The 23048-nt window shown below is 73.8% G+C and carries 17 protein-coding genes; 14 read left to right on the top strand and 3 right to left on the bottom strand.

The window, feature by feature from the left end; all coding sequences use genetic code 11:
* Positions 1 to 10 precede the first annotated feature (10 nt).
* The 4 genes from ABH931_RS37660 (at position 11) to mfd (ending at position 8837) form a co-directional block, all read left to right on the top strand.
* The gene (locus tag ABH931_RS37660; RefSeq protein ID WP_370124105.1) at positions 11 to 1045 is read left to right on the top strand and encodes an SMI1/KNR4 family protein; all 1035 of its coding nucleotides are present in this window, start codon (positions 11 to 13) and stop codon (positions 1043 to 1045) included.
* Positions 1046 to 1058: 13 nt separating this feature from the next.
* Entirely contained in the window at positions 1059 to 3773 is a 2715-nt protein-coding gene (locus ABH931_RS37655) for an SUKH-4 family immunity protein (protein ID WP_370124102.1), read from the top strand.
* Between the two features lie 143 nt (positions 3774 to 3916).
* The gene (locus ABH931_RS37650; RefSeq protein WP_370124099.1) at positions 3917 to 5011 is read left to right on the top strand and encodes a hypothetical protein; all 1095 of its coding nucleotides are present in this window, start codon (positions 3917 to 3919) and stop codon (positions 5009 to 5011) included.
* Positions 5012 to 5270: 259 nt separating this feature from the next.
* Positions 5271 to 8837 (top strand): transcription-repair coupling factor, encoded by a 3567-nt coding sequence (mfd, locus tag ABH931_RS37645; protein WP_370124096.1) that lies wholly within the window; start codon positions 5271 to 5273, stop codon positions 8835 to 8837.
* Positions 8838 to 9000: 163 nt separating this feature from the next.
* Here the strand turns inward: mfd and ABH931_RS37640 are convergent, their stop codons facing one another.
* On the bottom strand, positions 9001 to 9600 hold the full coding sequence (locus tag ABH931_RS37640) for a DUF4352 domain-containing protein (protein ID WP_370124093.1): 600 nt from the start codon (positions 9598 to 9600) through the stop codon (positions 9001 to 9003).
* A gap of 209 nt (positions 9601 to 9809) precedes the next feature.
* On the opposite strand from ABH931_RS37640, the gene ABH931_RS37635 reads away from it, so the two are divergent.
* The 7 genes from ABH931_RS37635 (at position 9810) to ABH931_RS37605 (ending at position 17880) form a co-directional block, all read left to right on the top strand.
* The gene (locus ABH931_RS37635) at positions 9810 to 11984 is read left to right on the top strand and encodes an N-6 DNA methylase (RefSeq protein WP_370124090.1); all 2175 of its coding nucleotides are present in this window, start codon (positions 9810 to 9812) and stop codon (positions 11982 to 11984) included.
* Positions 11985 to 12059: 75 nt separating this feature from the next.
* Positions 12060 to 12662: a hypothetical protein gene (locus ABH931_RS37630; protein ID WP_370124087.1), complete on the top strand. Its 603-nt coding sequence runs from the start codon at positions 12060 to 12062 to the stop codon at positions 12660 to 12662.
* Positions 12659 to 14215: a protein kinase gene (locus ABH931_RS37625; RefSeq protein ID WP_370124084.1), complete on the top strand. Its 1557-nt coding sequence runs from the start codon at positions 12659 to 12661 to the stop codon at positions 14213 to 14215. The genes ABH931_RS37630 and ABH931_RS37625 overlap by 4 nt, the downstream gene beginning before the upstream one ends.
* A 99-nt stretch (positions 14216 to 14314) precedes the next feature.
* Positions 14315 to 15256, top strand: a complete 942-nt coding sequence (locus tag ABH931_RS37620) for a hypothetical protein (protein WP_370124081.1) — start codon at positions 14315 to 14317, stop codon at positions 15254 to 15256.
* Between the two features lie 122 nt (positions 15257 to 15378).
* Positions 15379 to 16038 carry a hypothetical protein gene (locus ABH931_RS37615; RefSeq protein WP_370124078.1) on the top strand — a complete coding sequence of 220 codons (660 nt, stop codon included), beginning with the start codon at positions 15379 to 15381 and terminating at the stop codon, positions 16036 to 16038.
* 10 nt (positions 16039 to 16048) lie between these two features.
* The gene (locus ABH931_RS37610) at positions 16049 to 17152 is read left to right on the top strand and encodes a MazG family protein (protein WP_370124075.1); all 1104 of its coding nucleotides are present in this window, start codon (positions 16049 to 16051) and stop codon (positions 17150 to 17152) included.
* Positions 17152 to 17880, top strand: a complete 729-nt coding sequence (locus ABH931_RS37605) for an endonuclease V (protein ID WP_370124072.1) — start codon at positions 17152 to 17154, stop codon at positions 17878 to 17880. The genes ABH931_RS37610 and ABH931_RS37605 overlap by 1 nt, the downstream gene beginning before the upstream one ends.
* Here ABH931_RS37605 and ABH931_RS37600 read toward each other — a convergent pair.
* Entirely contained in the window at positions 17858 to 18484 is a 627-nt protein-coding gene (locus ABH931_RS37600) for a hypothetical protein (RefSeq protein ID WP_370124071.1), read from the bottom strand. The genes ABH931_RS37605 and ABH931_RS37600 overlap by 23 nt on opposite strands.
* A 47-nt stretch (positions 18485 to 18531) precedes the next feature.
* Between ABH931_RS37600 and ABH931_RS37595 the strand changes: the two genes are divergently transcribed.
* Positions 18532 to 19533, top strand: a complete 1002-nt coding sequence (locus ABH931_RS37595) for an LLM class F420-dependent oxidoreductase (protein WP_370124068.1) — start codon at positions 18532 to 18534, stop codon at positions 19531 to 19533.
* Here the strand turns inward: ABH931_RS37595 and ABH931_RS37590 are convergent.
* Positions 19520 to 21028, bottom strand: a complete 1509-nt coding sequence (locus ABH931_RS37590) for an amino acid permease (RefSeq protein WP_370124065.1) — start codon at positions 21026 to 21028, stop codon at positions 19520 to 19522. The two genes, ABH931_RS37595 and ABH931_RS37590, sit on opposite strands and share 14 nt — an antisense overlap.
* A 128-nt stretch (positions 21029 to 21156) precedes the next feature.
* On the opposite strand from ABH931_RS37590, the gene ABH931_RS37585 reads away from it, so the two are divergent.
* Positions 21157 to 21939 carry a FadR/GntR family transcriptional regulator gene (locus ABH931_RS37585; protein ID WP_370124062.1) on the top strand — a complete coding sequence of 261 codons (783 nt, stop codon included), beginning with the start codon at positions 21157 to 21159 and terminating at the stop codon, positions 21937 to 21939.
* Positions 21903 to 22649, top strand: coding sequence for a cache domain-containing protein (locus ABH931_RS37580; protein WP_370124060.1), 747 nt, complete (start codon positions 21903 to 21905; stop codon positions 22647 to 22649). The genes ABH931_RS37585 and ABH931_RS37580 overlap by 37 nt, the downstream gene beginning before the upstream one ends.
* Positions 22650 to 23048: the final 399 nt, after the last annotated feature.

Here is a 23048-nt window from a genome sequence, read left to right as displayed (position 1 = left end):
GGCAAACTCCATGACGACAGGTCGGCCCAACGCGGCCTACGCCGGGCAGGTCGTGCACTTTCCCGATCCGCTGCGCGCGCAGCAATACCCCTCGGGGGTAACGATCGACGCGGAAGGCAGGCCCGACTTCTCTCCGTACGTCCGGGCCGCCGCCGAGGTCGCGGACCCGCCCGAGGGTTTCGGCGTCGACGAGCTGCGGCTCACCGACTACGTCTCCGCCAACGCGGCGCTGCGTGCCCAGGGCCATGAGCTCTGGGCGGACGTGGAGAGCCCCGTCGGCACACCCGTCGGCTGGACCTGGCACCACTCGGTGGCGCCGGCCACCCCCGGCAGCCGCCGGCTGGAGCTGGTCCCCGTCGAGGTCAAGGCGCTGCTGCGGCACCACGCCGGCCTGGCCGGCTCCCGCGCGGACCACGCCAAGCGCGGCACCCGCCCACTGCAGGAGCGGCGCCCGGTGCATTTCGCACTGTCCGGGCCGGTCGAGGGCGGCGCCGCGGAGGGCGCCGGGAGCGGCGAGGACGCCGCGCGTCCCAGCTGCGCCGAGACCGAGCAGCGGCTTCAGGCGGTCGAGGAGGCGCTCGGCTACACCCTGCCGGGCCCCTACCGGACCTTTCTCAAGGCCGCGGGCGGTCGCGCGCCGAAGGGCCTCGGGCTCGACACCGAGCTCGGCGTCCTCGTCGACCAGCCCTTCTTCGGGCTGCCCGCGGAGCGCTCGATCACGGACCTCTCCTACGTCAACAAGTGCCTGCGCGACCACGTCACCAAGGACTACCTCGGCATCGGCTTCGCCCAGGGCGGGCTACTGGCGATCAAGGTCCGCGGCGAGCGGATCGGCACGGTCTGGTTCATGCCGTACGACGACGCGCGTGACGACGGCGACCCGTCCCTGACGCCGCAGCAGCGCTGCGAGCGCCTGCTGCTGCCGTGCGGCGACGACTTCGACGCGTTCCTGCTGCGGCTGGCCGGCAGCCCGCCGGAGCTGCAGACGGTGGCGGAACTGATGGTGGACGGCGGCTTCGCGCGCGCCGTCCCGGTGAAGGGTTGAGGGGGTCGTCGCCGTGGTGACGTACGCGGAGGCGCAGCAGCGCGCCGAGGAGTGGATCAACGACGGCGTGCCCGCGTGGCTGCGCCGCGAGGTGCGGGTGCGCGAGTTCGACCTGGGTTTCGTGGCCTGGGCGGTCGACCGCACCGACGGCCCGTCCTCGGACGGGGGCGCGGCGCGGATGGTGATCGCCCGTGACACGGGCGCGGTCACGCTCTGGCCCGCCCTGCCGATCAACGACGTGGTCCGGCGCTACGAGGAGGTCTACGGGCGTCCTGCCGGGGCGACCCCCCAGGCGCCGATGCCGGTGGCCGCCGAGCGCGACCTGGTCGAGGCGACGTCCTTCTTGCTCAGCCCCCCGCAGTGGCTGGAGGAGGCGGCCGCGAAGGCCCGAGAGGAGGAGGCCGCGAGCCTCCAGGTCGCCCCGCCGGTCAAGCCGGGCCCGCCCGGCGACGTCCCGACGATGCTGGCGCCGCCGACGCCGGTTCCTGCTCCTGCGCCGGTGGCCGCCCCTGCGCCTGCGCCGGTGCCCGCGCCTGCTCCTGCGCCGGTGCCCGCGCCTGCTCCGGTGCAGGCGGAGAGGGGCGGGAGGGACTTCGGGATCTCCCGCATCCCCGGGACCCCGTACGACCCGCTGGCCGAGCAGGTGTCCGCCGCGTCGTCCGCGCCCGTCGCCCCCGCTCCGTCCGCCACGGCGGACGGATACGGCTACCCGCAGGGTCCCGCCTCCGCGCAGGCGGGCGGCGGGTACGGCTACCCGCAGCCGGGCCTGCCCCAGAGCGCCCCCGTGCCCGGCGGCCCGGACGGTTACGGTTTCCCGCCTCCGTCGGCGGGTGGGTCGGTGGGGGGTCCGGGCGGTCCGGCCGTTCCGCCTCCGCCGCCGGGTGTTGCCCAGGGCGGGCCTGGGGTCGCTCCGTCGGCGGGTGCGCCGGTGGGTGGTCCGGGGGTCCCTCCGCCTCCGCCGCCGGGGATGCCGTCGTTCCCGGGTGGTCCTGCCGTTCCGCCTCCGCCGCCTCCGGCGGGGCCGATGGGTGGTCCCGCCGTTCCGCCTCCGCCGCCTCCGGCGGGGCCGATGGGTGGTCCCGCCGTTCCGCCTCCGCCGCCCGGCGCCCCGCTGGGTGGGCCGCAGGGCGAGGGGATGGACTACGCGCCGACCGTGATGGCCGCTCCGGGCAGTTTTCCCATGCCGCCTGCCGCGCCGCAGGGCGGGCCTGGGCTGCCGCCGCCTCCGCCGCCGGGACCGCTCGGTGGCGGCGCCGTTCCGCCGCCCCCGCCCGGGGCGCCGGTCGGGGGGCCGGGTGTGCCCCCGCCTCCGCCGGCCGCGCCGATGGGTGGGCCGATCGGGGGGCCGGCCGTTCCGCCTCCGCCGCCGGGGGCGCTCGGTGGCGGCCCGGTTCCGCCGCCTCCGCCCGGGGTTCTGGGTGGGCCGCAGGCCGAGGGGATGGACTACGCGCCCACGATGCTGGCGCGTCCCGGCAGTGGGCCGATCGCTCCTGCCGCGCCGCAGGGTGGGCCGGGGCTGCCGCCGCCTCCGCCGCCGGGACCGCTCGGTGGTGGCGCCGTTCCGCCGCCCCCGCCCGGGCCGATGGGTGGAGGCGCTGTGCCGCCACCGCCCGGCGGTTCGTTGGGCGGGCCGGGTGTGCCCCCGCCCCCGCCGGGGGCGTCCCTGGGTGGGCCGTCCGGTGCCGTGCCGCCGCAGACGCCCGTCGCGAGCCGGGCCCCGGCCCCTGCCGGGACCGGTGTGCCGACCGTCGGGCCGGGTTACATGGCCGTGCTGCGCTACCGCGGCCCGGACGGGTCCGAGCAACAGGTGATCCAGCGTTCCGCGCTGGGCCTGCCGCACCCGGAGTGGCAGATCCTGCAGGAGGTGCGCCGCCTGAACGTGCCGCCGGAGCAGGTGCTGGAGCTGCACACCGAGCTGGAGTGCTGCGACCTGCCCGCCGGCTACTGCGCGCGGATGGTCAAGGAGGCCTGGCCGAACGTGCGGATCACGCACACCGCGCCGTACGGCCGGGAGGCCGCCGCGCGTCGGCGGGGCGCCGACCACCTGCTGGCGCACCTGCGCGAGCTGCACACGCACGCCGCCGGCCCGGCGCCGGTCCCGTCGTCGCGGGCCCCGCTCGCGCCCGCCGCCGCACCGGCGGCGCAGCCGCAGCCGCAGGCGCTCGCGCAAGAGCTGCAGGCGGCGTTCGGTGACCAGAACCTGTTCCGCTTCGACCCGCAGGCGGTCTCGCGGGCGGGGGTGCCGCCGGAGGTCCAGTCCACGCTGACCTGGGCGGGGCTGCCGCGCGAGTTCGGACCGTTCTTCTGGGCGCAGGCCCAGCCCGGGCGGCCGATCCCGACACTGGCCGAGCTCGCCGCGGAGCGGGGCCTCGGCGCCGGTCCGGACGCGGGCACCTACCTCGTGGTCGGCAACGACTACGGGCGACAGCTCTGCGTGCAGTACGGCACGAACGCCATCGTCGCGGTCGACCTCGGGACGCCGGGCCAGCCGGCCGGGCCGGAGGCGACGCAGCCGCGCTTCGTGAACTCGGGGCTGCCGCAGTTCGTGCGGTGTCTCGCGGTGCTGGGCCGACTGTGGCGGTTCCGTTTCGGGCTGACCCAGGAACAGGCCGGTCGGTGGACCACCGACTTCCAGAACGAGCTCAACGCGATCGATCCGGCGGCGCTCGCGTCCCCGGAGAACTGGTGGGCCGTGATCCTGGAGCAGTTCTGGGACGGCCTGCTGTAGCGCGCCGCGCGGACACAGAAGGAGGGGACCGGCCGAGGGCCGGTCCCCTCCTTCTGTGTCGGTACCGTCCTAAGAAGCACTAATCTGCTCAAAATAGGACGAGTATCAATCGTGTCCGGCAAGCGGAGGAGCGGCAGCAGACGATGAGCGACCCGACCACTCCCAATCCCGCGGACTTTCCCCTCACCCGCAAGGGCTACGAGGTCGACCAGGTCGACCAGGCCCTGGCCCGGCTCACCGTCGAGCGGGACGAGGCGTGGCAGCGCCTGGCCGCCCTCGGTGACGAGATGCGCGGGCTCGAGCGCGTGCTGATGGATCTCCAGGAGACCCGGGCGGCGGCCGAGGCCACTGTGCCGGACTTCGAGGTGCTGAGCGGACGTGCCGCCGGGCTGCTGGTGACCGCCCAGGACGAGGCCGAGGCGGTTCGCACGCAGGCGGCGGCGGAGTCCAACCGGATCGACAACGAGGCCCGCACGCAGGCCCGCCGAGGGCGCACCGCGGCCGGTCAGTACGCCGACCAACTGCGCGCGGCGGCGGACGAGACCCACCGCCGCGAACTCGACCGTGCGCGGAACCAGGCGGAGGCGCAGCGCGGCGAAGCCGATCGGGAGAGCCGCACCCTCCGCGAGGAGGCGGGTGTGTACGCGGAGGACGTGCGCACTCGGGCGGAACAGGCTTCACGGGAGGCGCACGCGTGGCTGACCGGTCAGCAGCGGACGGCTGAACAGGAGTTCACAGCGCACGACGCGAAGGTGGTGGCCTGGGAGGCGGAGGTCATGGCGATCGGCGAGCGCAAGCTCTCCGAGAGCGAGCGGCATCTCAAGGCCATGCGGGCCAAGTCCGAGGAGATCGACGCGGACGCGGCGACCCAGGCGGAGCGCCGTGTGGAGGCCGCCCAGCGCGAGGCGACGCGGATCGCGGAGCAGTCCGCGCGCGAGCAGCGGACCTCCGCGGAGCGGCGGGAGCACGTCCAGGCCCAGCTGGAACACATCCGTGAGACTCTCGCCGCGCTGACCGGCTCGGTGTCGGCGGCGCCGGAGCTGCCGTCCGCGGACACGGATACGGACACGGAAACGGAAACGGAAACGGTGTCGCAGGCCGCGGACGAGCCGGAGGACGAGGCCGACAACAAGATCGACAGCGAGGCGAAGACCTCGGAGCTCCCGACTCTTCCCCAGCCTGTGGACAACAATCCCGACCGTCAGTCGCACGCTCCAGGGGGCGCGGGGCTCTCCTGATCTGTGCTCCTCCCCAGCCTCGGCCGCGAGGTGTCCCCTGCGTGGGCGTGACGAGCCACCGGTGAGCAGAGGGTCCTCGCGGCGCAGGGCCATCCGCACAGGGTGGTTTCTCGCGCGCCCGTGGGAGTGCGACCGGTCCGGCCGGCCTCGCGTGCCGGTGGAGGGACCGCGCGGTTCGCCGTCCCGCGGCGTACGCTGGAGACCCCCGGGTTGCCTCGCAGTCCGGGTGTTTCGCGTTGCCTCTGGCTGAGAGAAGTAGATGAGCCTGACCGGCCTGCTCGACATCGTCGCCTCCGACCCGGCGCTCGCCGAGGCCGGGGAAGCCGCACTCGCCGGGGATCGGCGGCACCTGGACCTGGTGGGTCCGCCGGCCGCCCGGCCGTTCGCGATCGCCGCGCTCGCGCGCGCCCTCGCCCAGAAGGCGAAGGGGGAGCGCGGTCGCCCTGTCCTCGCGGTCACGGCCACCGGCCGCGAGGCCGAGGATCTGGCCACCGCGCTCGCGTCCCTGCTGCCGCCCGAGAGCGTCGCGGAGTTCCCGGCCTGGGAGACGCTCCCGCACGAGCGGCTCTCGCCGCGCTCCGACACCGTGGGCCGCCGCATCGCCGTGCTGCGCCGCATCGCGCACCCGTTGGCCGACGACCCGGCGGCGGGTCCGCTGCAGGTGGTCGTCGCGCCGGTGCGCAGCGTGCTTCAGCCGCAGGTCAAGGGCCTGGCCGAGCTGGAGCCGGTGAGCCTTGGGCAACGCCAGGAGGTGGATCTCGACGACATCGTCGAGCGCCTCGCCGCCGCCGCCTACCAGCGCGTCGAGCTGGTGGAGAAGCGTGGGGAGTTCGCTGTGCGCGGCGGCATCCTCGACGTCTTCCCGCCCACCGAGGAACACCCGCTGCGCGTGGAGTTCTGGGGCGACGAGGTCGAGGAGATCCGCTACTTCAAGGTCGCCGACCAGCGTTCACTGGAGATCGCGCCGCACGGCCTGTGGGCGCCGCCCTGCCGCGAGCTGCTGCTGACCGACGAGGTGCGGGCCCGTGCCGCCGAGCTGGCGCAGGAGCACCCCGAGCTCGCCGAGATCCTGGACAAGATCGCCCAGGGCATCGCCGTCGAGGGCATGGAGTCGCTGGCCCCGGTCCTCGTCGACGACATGGAACTGCTGATGGACGTGCTGCCGCTGGGCAGCGTCGCCGTCGTCTGCGACCCGGAGCGTGTCCGCACCCGCGCCGCCGACCTGGTCGCCACCAGCGCCGAGTTCCTCCAGGCCTCCTGGGTCGCGGCCGCCTCGGGCGGCAAGGCGCCGCTGGACGTGGGCGCGGCCTCGCTCTGGTCGCTGGCCGACGTCCGCGAGCACGCCGTCGAGATCAGCCTGCCCTGGTGGTCCGTCAGCCCGTTCGCCGCCGACGAGGAGGAGGCGACCGGTCCTGACGTGCTGCACCTGGGCATGCACCCGGTCGAGGCCTACCGCGGCGACACCGCCCGCGCCATCGCCGACTGCAAGGGCCGCCTCGCCGAAGGCTGGCGTGTCGTGCTGGTGACGGAGGGGCAGGGCCCGGCCTCGCGCATCGCCGAGATGTTCGGCAGCGAGGGCATCGGCGCCAGGCTCACCCCGGACCTGACGACCGTGCCCGACGCGGACGTCATCCACGTCGCCTGCGGTGCGATCGAGAACGGGCTGGTGCACGAGGGCCTCAAGCTCTGCGTCATCACCGAGACCGACCTGTCCGGTCAGAAGTCCTCCACCAAGGACATGCGCCGGATGCCCTCGCGCCGCCGCAACGCCATCGACCCGCTCGCTCTCAAGGCCGGCGACTTCGTCGTCCATGAGGCCCACGGTGTCGGCCGTTACATCGAGATGGTGCAGCGCACCGTCCAGGGCGCCACGCGCGAGTACCTGGTGCTGGAGTACGCGCCCGCCAAGCGCGGCCAGCCCGGCGACCGCCTCTTCGTGCCGACCGACCAGCTGGAGCAGGTCACCAAGTACGTCGGTGGCGAGGCCCCGACCCTGCACCGGCTCGGCGGCGCGGACTGGACCAAGACCAAGGCGCGCGCCAAGAAGGCGGTCAAGGAGATCGCCGCCGACCTGATCAAGCTCTACTCGGCCCGCATGGCCTCGCCCGGCCACGCCTTCGGCCAGGACACCCCGTGGCAGCGCGAGCTGGAGGACGCCTTCCCCTACGCGGAGACGCCCGACCAGCTCTCGACCATCGCCGAGGTCAAGGAGGACATGGAGAAGACGGTCCCGATGGACCGTCTGATCTGTGGCGACGTCGGCTACGGCAAGACCGAGATCGCGGTGCGCGCCGCGTTCAAGGCGGTGCAGGACGGCAAGCAGGTCGCCGTGCTGGTGCCGACGACGCTGCTGGTCCAGCAGCACTTCTCCACCTTCGCCGAGCGCTACGCCAACTTCCCCGTCGTCGTGAAGCCGCTGTCGCGGTTCCAGACCGACTCCGAGGCCAAGGCGGTGCTGGAGGGCCTGCGCGAGGGCGGCGTCGACGTCGTCATCGGCACCCACCGGCTCTTCTCCAGCGAGACCAGGTTCAAGGACCTCGGGCTCGTCATCGTCGACGAGGAGCAGCGCTTCGGCGTCGAGCACAAGGAGCAGCTGAAGAAGCTGCGCGCCAACGTGGACGTGCTGACCATGTCCGCCACGCCGATCCCGCGCACCCTGGAGATGGCGGTGACGGGCATCCGCGAGATGTCGACGATCACCACCCCGCCGGAGGAGCGTCACCCGGTGCTGACCTTCGTCGGCCCCTACGAGGAGAAGCAGATCGCCGCCGCGATCCGGCGCGAGCTGTTGCGCGAGGGCCAGGTCTTCTACATCCACAACCGGGTCGAGTCGATCGACAAGGCGGCGGCGAGGCTGAAGGAGCTCGTTCCGGAGGCGCGGGTCGCCACCGCCCACGGGCAGATGGGCGAGCAGCAGCTGGAGAAGGTCGTCGTCGACTTCTGGGAGAAGGAGTTCGACGTCCTGGTCTCCACCACGATCGTGGAGTCGGGCATCGACATCTCCAACGCCAACACACTCATCGTCGAGCGTGGCGACACCTTCGGCCTCTCGCAGCTGCACCAGCTGCGCGGTCGTGTCGGCCGTGGGCGGGAACGCGGCTACGCGTACATGCTCTACCCCCCGGAGAAGCCGCTGACCGAGACCGCGCACGAGCGGCTCGCGACCATCGCGCAGCACACCGAGATGGGCGCCGGTATGTACGTGGCGATGAAGGACCTGGAGATCCGCGGCGCGGGCAACCTGCTCGGCGGCGAGCAGTCCGGCCACATCGCGGGCGTCGGCTTCGACCTCTACATGCGCATGGTCGGCGAGGCGGTCGCGGAGTTCCGCGAGATGCTGGAGAGCGGCGGTGCCGCTCCGGAGGAGGCGCCGCTCGAGGTCAAGATCGAGCTGCCGGTCGACGCGCACGTCCCGCACGACTACGCGCCGGGCGAGCGACTGCGCCTCCAGGCCTACCGTTCGATCGCGGCGGTGAACTCCGAGGAGGACATCGCCCACGTCCGCGCCGAGCTGACCGACCGTTACGGCAAGCTGCCGGAGCCGGTGGAGAACCTGCTGCTGGTCGCCGGGCTCCGGCTGTACGCGCGGCGCTGCGGGATCTCCGACATCACCTTGCAGGGGCAGTTCATCCGCTTCGGCCCGATGGAGCTGAGGGAGTCGCAGGAGCTGCGGCTCTCGCGGCTGTACCCGCGCAGCCAGGTGAAGGCGGCGACGAGGCTGGTGCTGGTCCCGCGGCCAGCGACCGCGCGGATCGGCGGCAAGCCGGTGGTCGGGCGGGAACTGCTGAGCTGGTGCGTGGAGTTCCTGTCGGCGATGTTCAGCTAGGCGGAACCCCAGGGGTGCGAGGCCCTGCTCAGTCGACTGCGTGCGCGAGTAACCACCGGCGTGCGGATGGCCCTGCTCGTCCGGCGACCCACCACTTCGGTGGCTTGTCGCGCACGCAGTTCACTGAGCAGGGCCTCGCGCCCCTGGGCAGGGCAACGACAGGTCAGTTCACGGACCACTGGCCGGTCTGGTCGGCCATGCCGCTGTCCAGGCCGAACTGGATCTGGGTGATCTTCGCGCCGGTCGGGACCTGGAAGGTGATGAAGCCCAGGCCCGTCGCCCCGAGGGCGAGGTTCTCGATGGCCGGGAAGCTGGTTCCGGCCTTCGTGTCGCTGGCGATGTCCGCGTCGTAGGACTGGCCCTGGCTGTCGACCAGCTTGGCGCCGTTGGACGGGGAGTCACTGTAGGCCTTGCCGCCGGTGACCTTGATCCGGAACTGCACCGCGACGAAGCGCTTGCCGGCGTCCGGCGTCGTGTAGTCGTCCGCGCCGGCCGGGTTGTCGACGATCTTCACGACGGTGATGTCCGCCGAGGTGTCCATTCCCTTGAGCGCGATGGTGTCGCCGACCTTCGCCGCCTTCGAGGCGGAGCTCTGACCGCCGCCGGAGGTGGACTTCGCGCCGGAGGAGGCGGTCGTGGGCTTCGCGTCGGTCGAGACGGAGCTGCCGGTCGTCGGGTTGCAGGCCGCGGTGCCGGCGATGAGGAGCGCGCCAACGGCGACGGCGAGAGCGGCGCGACGCGAGCGGTTGGTGGTGTGCGACATGGCGGAACCCCCTGTGAGTCGATCCGTCCGGCGAGCCGCCGGGCTGATGAGTACACAGAAGCATGAAGCTGTGAACCGAGTCAACACAAGGCATCGAAAATCAGATGTTCACACTGTGAATCGACATGTCATACGCCACAGGTATGCTCCTGTTCACGGCCCGAGCGCAGTGGCGCCCCGGGTGGCCGGCACCGGAAGGGGAGCAACCGATGACCGAGCAGTCGAACCAGATCAACGCCGCTGAGATCGCCCGACTCGCGGGTGTCGGGCGGGCTGCCGTGAGCAACTGGCGCAGGCGGCACGCCGACTTCCCCAAGCCGGTCGGCGGCACGGAGACCAGCCCCGCTTTCGCCCTCGCGGAGGTCGAGCTGTGGCTGCGCAGGCAGGGGAAACTCAACGAACTTCCTCTGCGTGAACGGCTCTGGCAACAGGTGTCCGCGCGGCCGGAGGGGGTCGTGCCGACCCTGGCCGGGATCGGTGCCGCCCTTCTGCTCGTCCGGGACCACCCCGATCTGGGGGCCGGACTGACCGAGGAGTCCGACGAGCGGCTCGCGGAACTGCTGCCGGGGCTGCTCGACCACGCGCTGGACCACCGGCTCGGCCGTGACCGGCCGGTTCACATGCCGGTCGGGGGTGAACTGCTCCCGTTGCTGCCCGTCCTGCGGGCGGCCGTCGAGCTCGCCGGCGAGCTCGGAGCCCGCCAGACCTACGAGTTCCTGCTCGGCCGCTACCTCGACGCCAACCCCCGCCTGTTCACACTCACCCCGCCCGCGCTGGCCGAGCTGATGACGAGCCTGGCGGGCCTGGGCTTCGGTTCACAGGTGGCCGGTTCACACAGCGTGGGTTCACACGGCATGGGTTCACACGGCGCGGGTTCACACGCGGCGACCGTGTTCGACCCGGCTGTCGGCACCGGAGGTCTGCTCCGGGCGGCGGGCTTCCCGCCGGCGCGGCCCGGCGCGCTGCACGCCGTCGACACCGACCAGGGCCAGGTCGCCCTCGCCGCACTCCGTCTCGCCCTGGAGTCCGAGGCCGAGGTCCGCGCGGCCGCGGCCGACGCACTGCGCACCGACCCCTTTCCGGAGCTGCGCGCCGACGCCGTGCTGTGTCACCCGCCGTTCAACGAGCGCGACTGGGGCTACGACGAGCTCTCCTACGACGCCCGCTGGGAGTACGGGCTGCCACCGCGCGTCGAGTCCGAACTCGCGTGGGTTCAGTACGCCCTGTCCAGGCTGCGTGACGGCGGCACCGCCGTGTTGCTGCTCCCGCCCGCCGTCGCCTCCCGGCGTTCGGGCCGCCGGGTCCGCGCCGAGTTGCTGCGACGCGGTGCGCTGCGGGCCGTCGTCGCCCTGCCGTCCGGCGTCGCCCCGCCGCAGAGCGTGCCGCTGCACCTGTGGGTGCTGCGCCGACCGGGCGCCGAGGCCCCGGGAGCGGGCGGCGCCGGGCCGGAACTGCTGCTGGTGGACGCGTCCGCGCTGCCCGCTGTCGGCTCGGGGGACCGGGTGGACTGGCAACTGCTGCGCGGCGCCGTGCTGGACGCGTGGGAGAGGTTCGAACACGGTCGCCTCGCCGAGACGACCGTCCACGAGGGCGTCCTCCGCGCCGTTCCGGTGCTGGAACTGCTCGACGACGACGTGGATCTGACCCCTGCCCGGCACCTGCCCTCCGGGGCGGCGGCCCCCGGCGGGCTCGCGGAGCTGGGCGAGATCCACCACCGCCTGTCCGAAACCCTGGTCCGCACCTCGGAGCTGACTCCCCCCGCGCCTCCCGCCCGGTCGCCCGCCCCGGTCCCCGCTCCCCGGTGGACCACCACGACCGTCGGCGAACTCGCGCGCACCGGTGCGCTGGTGCTGCGGTCCGGCGGCGTCGGGGTGGTCGCCGAGCAGGTGCGGGTCCTCACCGACCAGGACGTGCTGGCGGGCACCAGCCCCACCGGAGCCGCCGGACTGCTCTCCGGCGATCCCGAGGAGGAGCCGGTGCTGCTGCGCGAGGGGGACGTCGTGGTCCCGGTGCTCGGTGGCGGCAGCGTCGCCCGGGTCGTCGGCCCCGACGACGTGGGCGCGGCTCTCGGCCGCAACCTGCAGTTGCTGCGCGCCGAACCAGCCGCGCTGGACCCGTGGTTCCTGGCCGGCTTCCTGCGGGGCAGCGCCAACGCCCGGCAGGCCAGCAGTTACGCCTCCACGGCGGCGCGGCTGGACGTGCGACGGCTGCAGCTGCCCCGTCTCCCGCTGTCCGAACAGCACCGCTACGGGGCGTCGTTCCGCGACCTGGCCGCGTTCGAGGAGGCCCTGCGCCGTGCGGGCCGTCTCGGTGACGCGCTCGTGCGCGGACTGCACGACGCCTACACGGACGGCGCGTTGCCGCCCCGGGCACCCGGCGACTGATCCGAATCGAACACGGCTGTCCGTGCGGGTCGCTACGCTCTGACCGTCGACACAGCACGGTCACCAGGAGCACACATGTACGGCCCGCCGCCCGTCATGAGTCCCGTGCCGCCCGCCGGGCGGGCGAGCGCGTCGCGGAACGGGCTGTGGGTGCTCGTCGGTGTGGTGCTCATCGGCGGGGTGGGGTTCTTCGCCTTCATCCCGCTGACGGTCCTGGCCGTGCGGAGCCGGGCCGACCAGCGGACGGCCGCGCGGAACGCCGCGCTGGCCCTCGCGTCGTTCGTCCTCATGGTCGTCGCGGTCGCCGTCTCCCCGCAGCACCAGGACTCGGCCCACGAGCCCTGGTGGTACGGCGTTCTGGCGTTCGCCATGCTCGGGCAGGGGGTCGCGACGACGGCCTGGTTCATCCGCTGCGACCGGCGGTGGTTGCGGCAGCGGCAGGTGTCGTCGGGCGTGCGGCCGCCGGCGCACTGGGTGCCCGGGGCTCCGACGCTCCCCACCGGTCCGATGGGCCCGCGTGACGCGACCGGCCCGCGCGACGCGATCGGCCCGACGGCGGTCCTGCCGACGGTCGCGCTCCCGTTCGCGCCGCTGCCGCCGCAGCCCGACCGGCTCGGGCAGGTGCGGGCCGAGCTGGACGAACTGAGCGACTACCTCCGCAGAGAGCAGGGGCGTTGAACGGCCGGGTCATCGCGGGGCGCTACACGATCGCCTCGCTGATCAGCCAGGGCGGCATGGGGCAGGTCTGGAAGGCCTACGACGAACGCCTCGGCCGCGCCGTCGCGGTCAAGCTGCTGCGCCCCGACCGCCTCCACGGCGACGGAGCCGAGGAGCTGCGCCGCCGCTTCCTGCGCGAGGCGCAGGTGACCGCCCGGGTGGACCACCCCGGCCTGGTCACCGTCCACGACCTCGGCAGCGACGGCGAGGACCTCTACCTCGTCATGCAGTACCTGGACGGCGCCGACCTCGCCGACCACCTCGCCGAGCACGACCCGTACCCGTGGCCCTGGGCCGTCGCCGTCGGCGCGCAGCTGTGCGCGATCCTCGCGGCCGTGCACGCGGTCCCTGTCGTGCACCGCGACCTCAAGCCGCGCAACATCGTCGTCCGGCCCGACGGTGCCGTCACCGTGCTCGACCTCGGCATCGCCGCCGTGCTCAACTCCGACACCACCCGGCTCACCCGCACCGGCGCCGCCGTCGGCAGCCCCGCCTACATGGCCCCCGAGCAGGCGCTCGGCGGCGGGGTCGGCCCGCGCACCGACCTGTACGCCCTCGGCGTCGTGCTGCACGAGCTGCTGAGCGGCAGCGTCCCCTTCTCCGCGCCCACGGACGTGGGCGTGCTGCACCGCCACCTCTACGACCCGCCGCAGCCACTGCGGCAGCTGCGCCCCGAGGTGCCGCCGCAGCTGGAGGCCCTCGTCCTGCGGCTGCTCGCCAAGGACCAGGCCGAGCGGCCCTCCGGCGCGGCCCAGGTGCACGGTGAGCTGGTCGCCCTGCTCCCGCAGCGGACCGCGGGCACGACACCTCGCGCCCAGTTCGATCCGACGCGTCCGTTCCTGCGCCCGTGCGCGCCCTGGCCGGACACCGCCCCGGATGCCTCCCTGGATGCCGCCCTGGACGCCCGGCCGGACGCCCGGCCGGGCGACGCGAGGGAGCCGTGGTCCGCCCCGGCCCCCGGACCGGGCGTGGATCTGGCCGAGGCGGTCGAGCGGGTGAAGGGGCTGCTCGACGCGGGCCGGGCCACCCAGGCCGTCGACGTGCTCGGGGGGCTCCTCCCGGCCGTCACGGCGGAGCAGGGCGAGGCCTCGCCGGTCGCCCGGGTGCTGCGGAAGCAGTACGCCCAGACGCTGCTCGGCGTCGGCGAGTACGCCCGCGCCCTGCCCGAGCTGCGGCGCCTGGCGCAGGAACGCGCCCAGGAGGCGGGCCCGGCGGACCCGCAGGCCCTGCAGTACCGCTACGAGGCGGCACAGTGCCTGGAACAGCTGGGTGAGTACGCGGCGGCGCTCGCGGAGTACCGGTCGCTGCTCGGCCATACGGAGAACCCCTACACGGGGGTGGATCCGCGCCAGGGCCTGGAGATCCGCCGCCGCGAGGCCCAGATGCGTCTCGCCCTCGGGGACCGTGCGGGTGCTCGCCACGCGCTCGCCGCCCTCCTGCCGGACGCGGAACGGGCCCAGGGCCGGGGCCATCCGTTCACAGAGGAGATCCGCGGGACGCTCGCCCGCCTGTGAACGCGGCGCACCTACCGGCCCGCCGGGCCGGTGGTTCACGGAACACGACGTCCCAGGTCGCGTCGCCGTACACAGTCGCCGTACAGATAGGCTCGAAGTATGTTGCTCGGACTCCTCATGGCCCTGCTGGCCGCGCTCTGTTTCGGTTCGGCCATGGTCCTCCAGGCCCTCGGAGCGCAGGCGCACTCGCCGTCCGGGGCCGGCGGCGGGCTCGTGGGGACCGTCCGGGCGATGGTGAACGTGCCGTTCGTCTGCGGGCTGGTGCTGGACCTGTTCGGCTTCGCCGCCCAGCTGGTCGCGCTGCGGTCGCTGCCCTTGTACGTCGTGCAGGCCGCGCTCGCCGGTGCGCTCGCGGTCACCGCCGTGCTCGGTGCGGCCGTGCTGAAGCTGCGCCTCGGCCGGGCCGAATGGGCCGGGGTCGCCGGTGTCTGCGTGGGACTCGCGACGCTCGGGGCGACCGCGGGCAAGGAGGGGACCAAGCAGCCCGGCATGCCGCTGCACTGGATCATGCTGGTGGCCGTCGCGGTGATCGCCGTCGCCGGGGCCGCGGCCTGGCGGCTGAAGGAGCCGGTCCGGGCCGCCGCCATGGGCACCCTGTGCGGTCTGGGCTTCGGCGTCGTCGGGCTCTCGGTGCGGCTCGTGCCGTCCGTGCACGGCATGGATCTGGTGCCGCTGCTCCAGGATCCGGCCACCTACGCGCTGCTCGGCGGTGGCGCGGTCGCCTTCGTGTTCATGACCGAGGGCGTCCGCGGCGGCAAGGTGACCACCGCGACGGCGGCCATGGTGCTCGGCGAGACAGCGCTGCCCGCGCTGCTGGGCGTGATCCTGCTCGGTGACCGCACCCGTCCGGGGCTGCTCTGGCTGGCCCTGCTGGGCTTCGCGATCGCGGTCGCCGGTGCACTCGCGCTGGCCCGGTTCGGCGAGGTCGCCCCGGTGGAGGGACACGGCGCCGAGCAGACGCCGGACGGCCAGGAGATCCCGGCGGCGCCGGGAGCGCCGGGGGCGGCCGCCGTGGCCGAGCGGGAGCGTCAGCGGCACTGACCGTCACCCGCGACTGCGGCAACCCGGTGGTCTTCCGATCACCCTCTGGTGCGGGCGGCGCCCACGTGGGACGGTGATCTGCGGCACAGGCATCGGACGGACCGTCAGTCGCAGGAGGCCCCGTGAAGCGCACCCGTACCGCCCTGTTCGCGTTGCTCGCCGCGGTCGCCGTACCCGGGCTGGCCGCATGTTCGGGCGGCAGCGGTGGGGGCACGGTGCACACCGGCGCGGCCGCCGTCCTGGGTGGGCAACGGATCAGCATCGCCACCGTCGAGGACCAGGTCAGCGCGTTCCGCGAGGCCGCGCCCGCGCAGGGCAGCGGCACCGGGGCGTCCAGGACCTACGGCCAGGACTCGGCGGGGGAGCCGTCGAACGTGCTCGGCTTCCTGATCCAGGAGCAGCTGGTGCAGACGGCCCTGGACCAGAAGGGCGTGAGCGTCTCCGCCATCGACGTGTCCGGTGTCGAGGCCCCGTTCCTGAGCCAGGCCGGCAGCCAGGCCAAGCTGACCGCCCAGTTCGTGAACCAGGTCGGCCTGCCGCCGCAGGACCTCGAGCCCTTCTTCCGCTGGCGCGCGGGCGTGCTCGCGCTGCTGCGTCAGGCCGGGGTGAGCCCGACCGACTCGAACGCCACCGCCAAGCTGAACGCGCTGCTTCAGCCGGTGGCCTCGGGCCTCGGCATCTCGGTCAACCCGCGCTACGGCAGCTGGGACGCGACCAACCTGAGCCTCGGGAACAGTTCACAGCCGTGGATCAAGCAGGTGTCGCAGGACAACGCGGGGTAGGTTGCGTGGTGTGTCCCACAGCGATTCCCACAGCGATTCACAGCCGAACACGACGACGGGCCCCGGGCGCCTTGTCCTGCTGAGCACGACGCACCGGGTCGCCCCCGGGCTGCTCTCCGGTCCGGCCTGGCAGGTCCTGCACGCGGCCGACCGGGTCCTGGCCGGGGATCCGGCGCACCCGCTGCTCGGGCCGCTGGAGCGGAGCGACGTCACGGTGGAGGTGCTGGACGTCCCGTCGTACGCGCGCGCCCGGACGCTCGCCGAGGCGGCGGCCGACGCGCTGGTCGTCTGGCTGGTCGGCCCCGACGGCGACCCGGGACTCACCGACGCGCTGGCGCGGTTCGCCGTCGAGGGCGCGGAGACCCCGGGCGTGGTCGTGCCGGAGCTGGAGCTGCTGCCGGGCTCCTACGACCTGCCCGGCGCGCGGCTGCTGGACCTGGTCGGTGTGATGGACCGGCTCCGCTCGCCCGGTGGCTGCCCCTGGGACGCCGGGCAGACCCACGAGTCGCTGGTGAAGTACCTGGTGGAGGAGAGCTTCGAGCTCGTCGAGGCGATCGAGGAGGGCGACCGGGCCATGCTCCGGGAGGAGCTCGGCGACGTGCTGCTCCAGGTCTTCTTCCACGCCCGGATCGCCCAGGAGCACCCCACCGATCCGTTCTCCGTCGACGAGGTGGCGGGGGACATCGTCGACAAGCTGATCTACCGTCACCCCCACGTGTTCGCCGGCCGGGACGCCGGGACGGCCGAGCAGGTCGAGGCGAACTGGGAGGAGCTGAAGGCCGCGGAGAAGCAGCGCGAGTCCGCGACCGACGGCGTGCCGATGGCGCAGCCCGCGCTGGCGCTGGCGGCGAAGCTGCACTCCAGGGCGGGCAAGGCGGGGGTGCGGGTCGCGCTGCCGCAGGAGGAGGCGGCGTCGGACGGTGCCGGACAGGACTTCGGCACGCGGCTGCTGCGGATCGCCGTCGAGGCCCAGGACGCGGGGGTGGACCCGGAGGCGGCGCTGCGCGAGGCCGCCCGCGCCTACCGTGACGCGATCCGCAGGGCCGAGTCCGCGGCCGGGACCGCGCCGGAGACCGCCGAGGAGCGCGGCGAGAACGGCACGGGGGCGAGCTGATGCGGCTTCGGCGCGAGCACCCCTGGCCGCGGACGGAGGCCGAGGCGCTGGCCGTCCAGGAGGAACTGCGCCCGCTGGTACGGACGGTGCCGCTGGCAGGACCGCCACGGTTGATCGCCGGACTCGACGTGGCCTATGTGGGCGCGCACGGCGCGGCGGAGGACCGCGTCGCCGCGGCCGTCGTGGTGCTGGACGCGACGACCTTGGAGCCGGTCGATCGGGCCACGGCCGTCGGAACAGCAGGATTCCCCTATGTGCCGGGGCTGTTCGCGTTCCGTGAGCTCCCGGTGCTGGTGCGGGCGCTGGAGCGGCTGACCGTGGACCCGGACGTGCTGCTCTGCGACGGGCAGGGCCTGGCGCATCCGCGCCGTTTCGGCCTCGCCTGCCATCTGGGCGTGCTGACCGGGGTGCCGACGCTCGGCGTGGCGAAGACCCCGCTGCTGGGGGAGTGGACCGAACCGGGGCCCGGGCGCGGTGCCACGGCGGACGTCCACGACCGCGGGGAGATCGTCGCCCGGGTGGTGCGGACGCAGACGGGGGTGAAGCCGGTGACGGTCTCGGTCGGACACCTGATCGATCTCGACGACGCCACTGCCGTGGTGCTGGGCGCCGCCCGGCGCTACCGGCTCCCCGAGACGACCCGCCTGGCCGACCGGCTGTGCCGGGACGTGGCGCAGGGCGCGTCCGTGGCGCGGGGTGTGCCCGTCAGTTCCCCGACAGGACCGTGACCACCGCCGCCACCGCGGTGAGGGCCGCCAGCAGCATCAGCAGCGGGAACCCCAGCATGCCGGTGCAGGCGAGGCCGAGCCACGGCTGGTGCCCGTAGAGCCGCCTGCTGCCCGCCCGTTTGCGCGGTGCGTCGCCGATCAGGATCAGCGTGCCGACCGCCATGCCGAGCAGGAGCAGGCACAGGGCCAGGTCGAACATCACGTGGGAGGGCCGCTCGACTGCGTAGCCGCCCCCGGGTTCCAGGGTGACGTCGAGCGAGTGCCCTGCCCGGGCAGGGGTGTTCCACAGCGTCTGGTCATGCAGCACGATGCCGCCGAGCCTGGCGGTGAAGGTCCCGGTGCAGCGGTGCTCGACGGACCTGCCCTCGGGGGTGGCCCAGCACCGGGTGGCCACGAAGGCGCCGGGATGCCCGGCCAGGCCGGAGTCGTAGGCGGCGCGGGCGCCCGGCCAGGCGACGATCGCCGTGGCGGCCACCGCGAAGGACAGCAGCGCCAGCGCGATCGCGCCGACCGCCGCCCGACGGGAAGGCGGTGCGGCGTCCGACGGTTGACGCTGTGTCGTCTCCCCGGCCGTGTCCAGCTCACCCGGTCGGGTGTTCGTCACAGTGCGCCCCCCTTGTCGCCGCGTCGAGCCCATGGTGGCATCGCCCCATGACCTCCACCCCCACCGCCCCCGCCCGCTGGGGCCTCACCTTCCCTCTCGACGGCATCCCGCTGGCCGCGCAGCGCGCCTTGGTGGAGTCGTTGCCGGATCTCGGTTTCACGGACCTGTGGTCGATGGAGACCGCGGGTGCGGACGCGTTCACCCCGTTGGCCCTGGCTTCCGTCTGGGCTCCGCAGCTGCGGCTGGGGACCGCGATCGTGCCGGTGTACACGCGCGGTCCGGCGCTGCTCGCGATGCAGGCCGCGGCGTTGGCGGAGGCCGCGCCGGGTCGCTTCCAGCTCGGCATCGGTTCCTCGTCGCCGGTCATCGTTCGCGACTGGAACGCGATCCCGTTCGAGGAGCCGTTCCGGCGCAGCCGGGACGTGCTGCGCTTCCTGCGGGCGGCGTTCACCGGTGAACCGGTGACGGAGGAGTTCTCGACCTTCTCGGTGCGCCGGTTCCGGCTGGACCGCGTGCCGGCCCACACCCCGCCGGTGCTGCTGGCCGCGCTGCGGCCGGGGATGCTGAAGCTGGCGGCCCGTGAGGCGGACGGCACCATCCTCAACTGGCTGGCGCCCGAGGACGTGCCGACAGCCCGGGCGGTCTTCGACGCGGAGGCCGGGCCGGACCACGGCAAGGACGTCGTGGCGCGGATCTTCGTCTGCCCGACCGAGGACCTGGACTACGCCCGGGCGCTGGGCCGCCGACTGATCGCGGCCTACCTCACCGTTCCGGCCTACGCGGAGTTCCACCGCTGGCTCGGGCGAGGGGAGTCGCTGGAGCCGCTGTGGAAGAACTGGGCGGCGGGCGACCGGAAGACCGCCGCGGCCTCCATCCCCGACGAGGTGGTGGACGCGCTGCTGGTCCACGGCTCGCCGGAGTACTGCCGGGAGCGGATCGCCGCCTATGCGGAGAACGGCGTGACGGTTCCGGTCCCGGCGCTGCTGCCGACGCCGGACCAGGGCGCACAGGCCCTGGCCGCGGCGGTCAGGGCGGTCAGTCCGTCGTGAGCACGGGCGCCGGGGCGCCCGCTTCGGTCCCGGGCGTCTCGGCGCGGTCCTCGTCGGCGATCCGCTCCTTGGGGCGGGCCACCAGCAGGTAGACCGCGCCGAGGGCGGCGACGATGCCCACCGAGATCGGGACCAGCCACCGGTCGAAGAAGCCGGTGCCGTTCGGCGGGGTCTTGATCGACAGGACGACGATCGAGGTCACGCCGTAGACGAGGGCGGCGATGTTCACAGCCCAGCCCCAGCGGCCGAGTGTGAACGACCCGGCCGGCTTCCAGCCGCGTGAACGGCCGATGATCGAGGCCAGCACCACCGACTGGAAGCCGATGTAGATGCCGACGACCGAGAAGGTGATGATCCGGGTGACCGTCGCCGAGGGCAGGAAGGCGAAGGCGGCGGGGATCACGGCCGTGACGGCCGTCGCCGCGGGCGGCATGTGGAAGGTCGGGTGCAGCTTGGCGAGCCACCGCGCCCCGACGATGACGCCGTCGCGGGCGTAGGAGTAGACGAGCCGGGTGGCCGCGGCCTGGATCGCGAGCGTGCAGGAGACGTAGCCGACGACGATCAGCGCGAGGGCGACCTTGCTGCCGAAGCCTCCGAGCGAGGCCGCCAGCACGTCCTCCAGCGGCGTCGGGGACTTGCCGCTGATCACGGCGCCGAAGTTCGGCACGGCCAGGATCAGGCCGAGGGTTAGCACGACGGTGGCGACGGCGCCGACACCCAGCGTCATGCCCATCGCGCGCGGCACCTTGCGGGACGGGTCCTTGACCTCCTCGGCGATGTCGCCGCAGGCCTCGAAGCCGTAGAAGATCCACACTGCGAAGAGGCAGGACGCCAGGAAGGCCCCCAGATAGCCGCCGCTGCCGCCCGCACCGAAGGTGTGCACGACGACGCTCACCGGCTGCCTGTGGTGGAAGAGGAGCAGGTAGCCCCCGAGCACCACGGTGCCCGCCACCTCGGCGAAGACGCCGATGTTGGCGACGAAGGCGAGCCGCTTGACGCCGAGCAGGTTGACCACGGCCGACAGCAGGATGACGACCACACAGGTGATCACCGTGGTCCAGTGGGTGGGCCGGTAGCCGAAGAGCGGTCCGGCGTAGTTGGCGATCGGGTAGGCCACCGAGGCGATGGTCACCAGCAGGGCCCAGGTGTACATCCAGCCGGAGAGCCAGGCGTACTTCGGCCCGACCAGGCGCTTGGCCCACTGGTAGATGCCGCCCGCGATCGGGTACTGCGAGGCCACCTCGGCGAAGGTGAGCAGCACCAGACCCTGTCCGAGCAGGACGACCGGGATGGTCCAGAAGAACGCCGGCCCGCCGGTGGCCAGGCCGTAGTCGAAGACGGAGTAGACGCCGACCAGCGGGGAGAGATAAGTGAAGCCGACAGCGAAGTTGGACCAGAGGCCGAGCGCCCGGGTGAGCCGCGGCTTGTAGCCGAGCGCCGCCAACTGGGCGGCGTCCGCGGCATCCTGCGCGTCGGTGAGCGACGTGTCACTCATGACGGGAACCTTTCGGGGGAGCTGTGGGTGGTGGAAACATATGAATCCAGAGTTCATATGGCAATGGGTGGCCACCTGTGAACCCCGCTTCGCGTTCGATTCGTGATCAGGTGTGATGGGATGACGCTGTGAAGTCCTCCTCCCCGCCGCTGTCGAGCGCCGTCCGCCGGGCGGTCTTCTCGTCGCTGGCGGCGGAACCGCGCGTGGACGCCGTGGTCCGGCGGATCGGCGACGCGATCACCCTCGGCCTGCTCGGGGACGGCGAGCAGCTGCCCGGCGAGAGCGAGCTCTCCGCGCGGCTCGGCGTCGCCACGGTGACGTTGCGCGAGGCACTCGTCGTGCTGCGCCAGCAAGGGCTGGTGACGACGCGTCGGGGGCGGGGCGGCGGCACCTTCGTCTGCGCACCCGCGGACACCCTCGACGACCGCCTGCGGGCCCGCCTGCTCGCGCACCCCACCGAGGAGCTGCGCGACCTGGCCGACCACTGGGCCGCACTGGCCGGCGCCACCGCGCGGCTGGCCGCGGAACGCGCGGACGCGCACGACCTCGACGCCCCCCGGCGTTCGCTGCGGGAGTTCGCCGACGCCGAGGATCCGGCGGCGCGCGGCCGCCTCGACGGGCGCTTCCACGTCGAGATCGCGGCCGCCGCGCAGTCCGCTCGGCTGACCCGCGAGGAGATCCGTTTCCAGACGGAGATCGGCCCGCTACTCTGTCTCGCGTTCAACCAACCCGAGGCCCACCGCGAGGCGGACGCCCAGCACCGCGCGCTGGTGGACGCCGTGGCGTCCGGCGACGCGTCGCGGGCGCGCGACCTCGCCGAGCAGCACGTCCACTTCGGGCTGCGCCGCCTCATCGAGCGTCGACTGGACGGGTCATGGCAGCAGCAGTCGGAGTCGGCACCCCCGCCGTGACGCGGCCGGACGACGGCCCGGCCGGGGAAGCCGCGGGGCAGGCACTGGAGGTCGCGCAGGCGGTCGGAGGTCTGCTGGAGACGGTCTTCGCCGCAGTGGAACGCGCCCGCCTCGCGGTCACGGCTCTGCTGGCGACCCGACCGGAGCCCGTCACCGCCGACCTGGCTCGGTTGCGGCGCGGCTTCCAGGCCGAGCTCGGCGGTCTCGTCGTGGGCCTCGGCTTCGTGGCGGCGCCCGGACGGTTGACGGACGTGCCCGCCTGGCTGGAGTGGTGGCAGCTGCGCCCGGACGGTGGCGTCCAGCCACTGTTGCTGGACCTCGACCCGGCGACGTCCGCCTACAGCGACTACACCCACTGGGACTGGTACGCGCTGCCGCGCCACTCCGGGCGGCGGGAGATCTCCGGTCCCTACGTCGACTACCTGTGTACGGACGAGTACAGCCTCACGCTGGCCGCCCCGGTTCACAGCCCCGACGGGACGTTCGCGGGTGTCGCGGCGGCGGACGTCTACCTCCGGCACTTCGAGGCCGTGGCGCTCCCCGCGCTGCGTGCGCTCGCGCGCCCCGCCTACCTGGTCAACCCGCGCGGCCGCGTGGTCGCCTCCACGACCGCCACCCGGCTCGCCGGAGACCTCGTCCGCAGCCTGGACGGCCTGGACGTGCACCCCTGTGGCGAGATCCCGCTACGCCTGGTCACCTTGCCTGCCTGAGCCCCACCGCGCGGCTCCGCACCATGCCGCCGCCGCTCGGAGCGAGCCGGCCCGGGCCCGCCCCCGGCCTTGGGCCCCGAGCTGTTGCCCGCCGCCGCGGGGGCCTTCGGCCCGGAAGCGTCCGGGCGCGGCCCTGTATTCGCCCCGGCCTTGGGCCCCGAGCTGTTGCCCGCCGCCGCGGGGGCCTTCGGCCGGGAGGCGTCCGGGCGCGGCCCTGTATTCGCCCCGGCCTTCGGCCCCGAGCTGTTGCCCATTGCCTCGCCGCCGCGCGCCCCGCCGCTGCGGCCTTCGGCCGGGAGGGGTTCGGGCGCGGCCCTGTATTCGCCCCGGCCTTCGGCCCCGAGCTGTTGCCCATTGCCTCGCCGCCGCGCGCCCCGCCGCTGCGGCCTTCGGCCGGGA

Source organism: Streptacidiphilus sp. MAP12-33 (assembly GCF_041261265.1).
Classification (GTDB): domain Bacteria; phylum Actinomycetota; class Actinomycetes; order Streptomycetales; family Streptomycetaceae; genus Streptacidiphilus.
Note: the sequence above shows the minus strand (reverse complement) of the source record. Positions and strands in the feature narration are given on the sequence as shown.